Origin of the sequence: Bacillus sp. SIMBA_031 (assembly GCF_046535225.1) — a bacterium.
Classification (GTDB): Bacteria; Bacillota; Bacilli; order Bacillales; family Bacillaceae; genus Bacillus; species Bacillus velezensis.
On record NZ_JAWRXC010000238.1, the window covers coordinates 1 to 272 of the forward strand.

Annotated in this window: 1 protein-coding gene; it reads right to left on the minus strand. The window is 63.2% G+C overall.

The genetic code is table 11. The features are described 5' to 3' along the window. The coding region (locus tag SB724_RS20155) for a hypothetical protein (RefSeq protein ID WP_410572620.1) at nucleotides 1–216 on the minus strand (216 nt) is incomplete at its 3' end. Between the last annotated feature and the right edge of the window lie 56 nt (nucleotides 217–272).

Genomic DNA, 272 nt, shown 5'->3' on the forward strand with positions numbered 1-272 from the left:
GCGTTCGAGCCGTTTCAGCTGCCGTTTGCCGGGTGGACGAAGGTCTTTGTCCGCATCGATTTCCGCGAGTGAACCAAGCCCGGCATGCCGGCTCGGGCTGCCTGCAGGTGAGAGAACGGTGGTCGGGTTGCTCTGGCGCGGAATGAATTCGGTTGCCGAAGGCAGGTCCCGGGGTAGGGCTCGGGTGTGGTTGGTCCCTTCATTGGCCAATACCACCGTGGCGCCCGCTGGTGCTGACGCCTCCTGTGATGCAGGCCTGTGGTCCAATTGTT